This is a genomic window from Streptomyces sp., assembly GCF_019510245.1.
Classification (GTDB): domain Bacteria; phylum Actinomycetota; class Actinomycetes; order Streptomycetales; family Streptomycetaceae; genus Streptomyces.
Map to the genome: position 1 here is coordinate 1 of NZ_JAEKKT010000366.1, position 4,442 is coordinate 4,442.

At 68.6% G+C, this 4,442-nt stretch carries 7 protein-coding genes; 2 read left to right on the top strand and 5 right to left on the bottom strand.

Going from position 1 to position 4,442, the window contains the following annotated elements; translation table 11 throughout:
- Nucleotides 1-100: 100 nt before the first annotated feature.
- From thrS to JF597_RS51675, 4 genes are all read right to left on the bottom strand, one after another.
- The gene (thrS, locus tag JF597_RS51660) at nucleotides 101-1,318 is read right to left on the bottom strand and encodes a threonine--tRNA ligase (RefSeq protein ID WP_294013620.1); all 1,218 of its coding nucleotides are present in this window, start codon (nucleotides 1,316-1,318) and stop codon (nucleotides 101-103) included.
- 288 nt (nucleotides 1,319-1,606) lie between these two features.
- Nucleotides 1,607-1,882, bottom strand: a complete 276-nt coding sequence (locus JF597_RS51665) for a hypothetical protein (protein ID WP_294013610.1) — start codon at nucleotides 1,880-1,882, stop codon at nucleotides 1,607-1,609.
- A 9-nt stretch (nucleotides 1,883-1,891) separates the two neighbouring features.
- Entirely contained in the window at nucleotides 1,892-2,077 is a 186-nt protein-coding gene (locus JF597_RS51670; protein ID WP_294013622.1) for a DUF397 domain-containing protein, read from the bottom strand.
- Nucleotides 2,078-2,079: 2 nt separating this feature from the next.
- Nucleotides 2,080-2,961: a helix-turn-helix transcriptional regulator gene (locus tag JF597_RS51675; RefSeq protein ID WP_294013612.1), complete on the bottom strand. Its 882-nt coding sequence runs from the start codon at nucleotides 2,959-2,961 to the stop codon at nucleotides 2,080-2,082.
- A 216-nt stretch (nucleotides 2,962-3,177) separates the two neighbouring features.
- Between JF597_RS51675 and JF597_RS51680 the strand changes: the two genes are divergently transcribed.
- Both JF597_RS51680 and JF597_RS51685 read left to right on the top strand, forming a co-directional pair.
- Nucleotides 3,178-3,630, top strand: a complete 453-nt coding sequence (locus JF597_RS51680) for an ATP-binding protein (protein WP_294013614.1) — start codon at nucleotides 3,178-3,180, stop codon at nucleotides 3,628-3,630.
- Nucleotides 3,631-3,760: 130 nt separating this feature from the next.
- Nucleotides 3,761-3,973 (top strand): DUF4287 domain-containing protein, encoded by a 213-nt coding sequence (locus JF597_RS51685; RefSeq protein WP_294013616.1) that lies wholly within the window; start codon nucleotides 3,761-3,763, stop codon nucleotides 3,971-3,973.
- A 23-nt stretch (nucleotides 3,974-3,996) separates the two neighbouring features.
- Here the strand turns inward: JF597_RS51685 and JF597_RS51690 are convergent.
- On the bottom strand, nucleotides 3,997-4,442 hold a 446-nt coding region (locus JF597_RS51690), incomplete at its 5' end, for an SDR family NAD(P)-dependent oxidoreductase (RefSeq protein WP_294013618.1).

Genomic DNA, 4,442 nt, shown 5'->3' on the forward strand with positions numbered 1-4,442 from the left:
GGCCAGGGCGTCGTCGACACCGGTGTCGCAGTCGATGATCACCGGGATGGGCTGACCGGTCACGGCGGGGTCCTTTCGTCACTGGCGTACGGGACCGACCTTACGCAGCCGCCCAGAGTTCGGCCCCGCGATCACCGGCCCGGGCACCGATGCGTGCCAGCAGCTCGTCGACCGGCACGGCTCCCCACCTACGGCCGTCCCGCAGTCGTACGGCCGCACAGCCGGCGTCGGCCTCCCGCTCCCCGATCACCGCCTGGTACGGCACGAGCCGCGCGGCGCGGACGCGGGCGCCGAGGGTGCCGTGACCGGGGCCCGAGAGTTCGGCCCGGATGCCGTGCGCTTCGGCCCGCCGTACGAGGTCATGGCCCCGTTCCTCCTGTTCCTCCGCCACCGGCAGGACCACCAGCTGCACGGGCGCGAGCCACACCGGGAAGGCGCCGCCGTGCGCCTCGATGAGATGGGCGACGGCCCGTTCCACGCTGCCGATGATGCTGCGGTGGACCATCACCGGGCGGTGTTTGCCCCCGTCGGGGCCGATGTAGTGGAGGTCGAAGCGTTCGGGCTGGTGGAAGTCGATCTGGACGGTGGAGAGGGTGGACTCACGTCCGGCGGGGTCGGTGATCTGCACGTCGATCTTGGGGCCGTAGAAGGCGGCCTCGCCCTCGACGGACTCGAACTCGGTGCCGTCCAGGACCTCTTCGAGGAGGGCGGTGGCGCGGCGCCAGAGTTCCGGATCGGGGACGTACTTTCCGTCGCGGTCGCCGGGGAGGGAGAGCCGGTACCGGCTGGCACGGATGCCGAGGTCGTCGTAGGCGCGCCGGATGAGTGCGAGGGCGTCGCGGGCCTCCGCCACGGCCTGCTCCGGGGTGCAGAAGATGTGGGCGTCGTTGAGCTGGATGGAACGGACGCGGGTGAGACCACCGAGGACACCGGACAGCTCCGAGCGATACATGCCCCCCAACTCGGCGAACCGCAGAGGCAGTTCACGGTAACTGTGGGACCGTGACCGATAGATGAGGGCGTGGTGCGGACAGAGGCTGGGCCGCAGCACGACCTCCTCGCCGCCCAGCCGCATCGGCGGGAACATGTCGTCGCCGTAGTGCGACCAGTGCCCGGAGATCTCGTACAGCTCCCGCTTCCCGAGCACCGGCGAGTACACATGCCGGTACCCGGCGGCCCGCTCCACCTCCCTGACGTACTCCTCCAGGACATGCCGTACGACGGCCCCGTCGGGCAGCCAGTACGGCAGCCCCGCGCCCATCAGCGGATCGGTGTCGAACAGGTCGAGCTCACGGCCGAGTCGGCGGTGGTCGTGCATGGGGTTCATGGGGTTCATGGGGTCCTCCCTCGCGGTGGGGGGCGAGGAACCGACGGGAACGACGAAGCCCCGGGGCACTCGCCCCGGGGCTTCGGACTGCGTCAGCTGTCAGCGCGCCGGGACCTGCTCCGGCGTCGTCGTGATGGAGGGGATGACTTGGGCGCGCTGCATGGGGTGAGGGTAGGGGGAGGGGCGGGGGTGGGGCGACGGGTTTTTTGGTGCGGTGAGGTGGGGTGACCTGTTGGGGACCTCCCCGCGTCCGCGTCTGCCGCCGTTGTCCGGAGTGGGTCAGGTCAGGGCCCGGTACTCGGGGGACGGGTCGGCCAGTTCGGGGTGCTCTACGGGGTAACGGTGCCCGTGGATCCGGCTCATCGCCCAGTGCCAGGCCTCGTCGTGGAACACCAGGCCGCGGTGGGGCTCGTCGGCGGGTTCGTAGGGGTAGCAGTCGAGTGCCGCGGCCCAGGATTCCGGCAGTGACATGCCGCCGTGGTGACGCATGACCCAGGCGTAGGCGCGGCGCTCGGACCGGAGGAGGTCGAGGTATTCGGCTTCGGTCCAGGTCATAGGGGCTGGTCAGGGGCGGGCGTGGTGCAGGGACCGTATGAAGCTGGTCCAGGTGTCGGGGACGACCTGGAGTATCGGTCCGTGGGGGGTCTTGGAGTCGCGGACGGCGATGACGCTGGGCAGATTACGGGCGACTTCGACGCACTCGCCGTTGCCGCTGCTGTGGCTGGACTTGGCGAACTCGAAGTGCGGCACGGTCACAGCTCCTTGCGGATGCGTTCGATCAACTCGACGGAATCGTGAAGAGCGAGTCCGTTCCTTGCGATCCGCTCGAACTTGGTGTTGTGCCGTGCGGCGTCCGCCTCGCTCTCCAGCCACAGCGTAGACGAGGTCGTGTCCATGTAGACCACGTCCATCGCGCCGGGTTCGGCGAAGGAGACGACACTGAAGGCGCTGGTCATGCCGGGGTGGGAGCCCGCGAGGAACGGGACCACCTGAAGCTTCACTTTGGGGAGCCGGGACACCTCGACGAGGTGATCCAGCTGGGTCCGCATGACCTCACGGCCGCCGACCAGTTGACGCAGAGCTCCTTCGCCGACAACGGCCCACAGATCGAGCGGGCTGCTGTCCGTCAGCCGCCCCTGCCGGGCGACCTTCGCCTCAACGAACCGCTCGATCTCACCCGGCTCGTCCCAGTCGGCGTTGCCGATCGCCAGCGCCCTGGCGTAGTCCGGCGTCTGCAGCAAACCCGGGACGAAGGCCCCTTGCCAGGTCCGGATGCCGGTCGCGATGTCCTCCAGGGCGACGTACTCCACCAGGGAACGCAGCTCGGGGTACTGGTTCCACCACCCCTTGGCCTTGCGGCGCTCCCGGTCGGTCCTGGCGAGGCTCAACAGCCGTTCCACGGCCTTCGGATCGGTTACGCCGTACAGCTCGCACAGGATCTTGATGTCGGGATCACGGAACGGCACCCACCCGCGCTCCATCTTGGCCACCTTGGCGGCCGTCGCCGACAGCGCCTCCGCAGCCTGCGGCTGGGTCAGGCCGGCCCGGTCCCGCAGCCTCAGCAGCTCACCGCCCAACTTGCGCGCGAGGACGGTGGATACGCGGGTTCCGCGCGTGAACTGGCCTGTGGACACCTCGGGTCACCTCCTGATCGTGGCCAGTGTGCGGTTCACCGGAGCCACAGCACAAACGAAACTGAAGACATATTTCCCCGAGACCGCTTGCGCACAGGGTGAGCACATCACTACCTTCAGTACTCGATCGCTCACATGGCGAAACCAGTTGGCGGAAGTGCACCGTGCTGCCCGCACGGCGGAGCCACCCCGACTCCCCGCTCCCCGGAGGAACCCATGACCGACTCCTGCCCTCCCGGTCCACCCAAGTCGTACGACCGCTACGACCAGGTCAGCTACACCCCGTACCCGCGCAGCATCCCCCTCGCCCGCAGACGCGTCGCCGGACTCGCAGTCGACTGGGGCCAACCCGACCTCGCCGGCGACGCAGCGCTACTGGCAAGCGAGTTGTGCACGAACGCCCTGCTGCACGGCTGCCTACGAGACCGTCTTTTCCGCGTCGAGACGACCCTCACCGACACCGCCCTCCGCATCGCGGTGACCGACCCGAGAGGAGAACGCCTGCCCGGCACCCAACCGGCCCACGCTGACGATCAGTTCGGCCGTGGGCTGCTCATCGTCCGTGTGCTGGCGGGTCGTTGGGCGGTGGAGAGGCTCACGGTCGGAAAGACGGTATGGGCGGAACTGGACCTGCCGGAGAAGCAGAGTGCGTGTCACTCCGACAAGTAACCAGCCCCGCACATCGGCAAGCACGAGGTGTGACGCAGCGCACCTTCATCGACCGATGACTCCCTTGGTGCCCCTCGGTCATACCAGCGACAACACCGAAGCAACTCAACGGACAGACAGGATGGCTGACATGACCGCCACCGTGAAGGGCCCCGCCAGCTACTTCCCTTCCATCGAGAAGAAGTACGGTCGCCCGATTGCGGAGTGGAAGGACCTCATCCACTCCTCGCCCCTGACCAAGCACATGGAGCTCGTGAACTGGCTCAAGACCGAGCACGGGCTGGGCCACGGTCACGCCAATGCCCTCGTCGCGCACACCCTCGCCGAGCAGTCCGGCAACTGAGCTGCCACGCACGGGAGCAACCCTCAGGCCGCCATCAGCGCCGCCAGGGCGCGGTCCATCGCTGCGTTGAACTCTTCCGGCGTCAGCGGCAGACGGGACTTGATGTCCCGACTCCACTGGTCGGCGAGTACCTCGGCGGAGCCCGCCTCGACACCGTCGAGCGCCGCGTCTGCCAGGTCCGACGGAGCGAGCTTGTCCACGGGCCAGCCCGCCGCCATGTCGGTGTCGGCCAGGCCGAGGTGTACCGCTGTGACGAGCGTGCCCTGCTCGGCGAGCTCAAGGCGGACGCCGTTGGTCATGGCCCAGGCGGCGGCCTTGGTCAGGTGGTAAGCGTTGGCGCCCGCGCCCCCGAACCACGACATGGCGGAGAGGACGTTGACGATCGCGCCCCCGCCGTTCCTGGCGAGCGTCGGCGCGAACTCCCGGATCATTCCCAGGTGGCCGAACGTGTTGGTCTCCAGCTCGTGCC

Excerpts from the sequence above, each read along its gene's own strand:
- thrS (WP_294013620.1), bottom strand. The coding sequence starts at position 1,318 with ATGCACGACCACCGCCGACTCGGCCGTGAGCTCGACCTGTTCGACACC.
- JF597_RS51665 (WP_294013610.1), bottom strand. The coding sequence starts at position 1,882 with ATGACCTGGACCGAAGCCGAATACCTCGACCTCCTCCGGTCCGAGCGC.
- JF597_RS51680 (WP_294013614.1), top strand. The coding sequence starts at position 3,178 with ATGACCGACTCCTGCCCTCCCGGTCCACCCAAGTCGTACGACCGCTAC.
- JF597_RS51685 (WP_294013616.1), top strand. The coding sequence starts at position 3,761 with ATGACCGCCACCGTGAAGGGCCCCGCCAGCTACTTCCCTTCCATCGAG.